This is a genomic window from Neisseria sp. P0024.S006 (assembly GCF_051956595.1).
Classification (GTDB): Bacteria; Pseudomonadota; Gammaproteobacteria; order Burkholderiales; family Neisseriaceae; genus Neisseria.
On record NZ_JBQCXH010000026.1, the window covers coordinates 1 to 497 of the forward strand.

General features: G+C 51.1%; 1 protein-coding gene. It reads left to right on the plus strand.

From position 1 onward, the window contains the following. Positions 1-497, plus strand: a 497-nt coding sequence (locus ACTHUF_RS11080; protein ID WP_440407712.1) for a hypothetical protein, incomplete at both ends; no start/stop codon positions are given.

Sequence of the window (497 nt, forward strand, 5' to 3'; positions counted from 1 at the left end):
TGGGGTTGTTTGGGGATGTGGTTGTTGGTTTGGTGTGGTTTTGTTTGTTGTTTGTTGGGGGTGTGGGTTTGGGTGTGTTGGTTGTTGTTTTGGTTGGTTGTTTTGGTTTGTGTGTTGTTGGGTGTTGTTTGTGGGTGTTGTGGTGGTTGGTTGGTGTGTGGGGGTGTGGTTGGTGTTTGTCGGTTGTTTTGGGTGTGGGTTTGGGTGTGTTTTTTGGTGGGGTGGGGGGTGTGTTTGGTGTTTTTGTGTTGGGTGGTTTGGTTGTTGTTGGTTTGTTTTTTTTTGGTTGGTGGGTTGTGGGGTGGGGGGGTGGGGTTGTGTGGGTGGGGGTGGGTGGTGTTGGGTTGGGTTTTGGGGGGGTTTTGGTTGTTGTGTTTGGTGGGGTTGGTGTTGGTTGTTTTGTTTGTGGGAATGTGTGGGTTGGTTTTGTTGGTTGGGGGTGGTGTTGTTGGTTGGGTGGGGGGGGTGGTTGTTGTTGTTGGGTGTGTTGTTGGTGC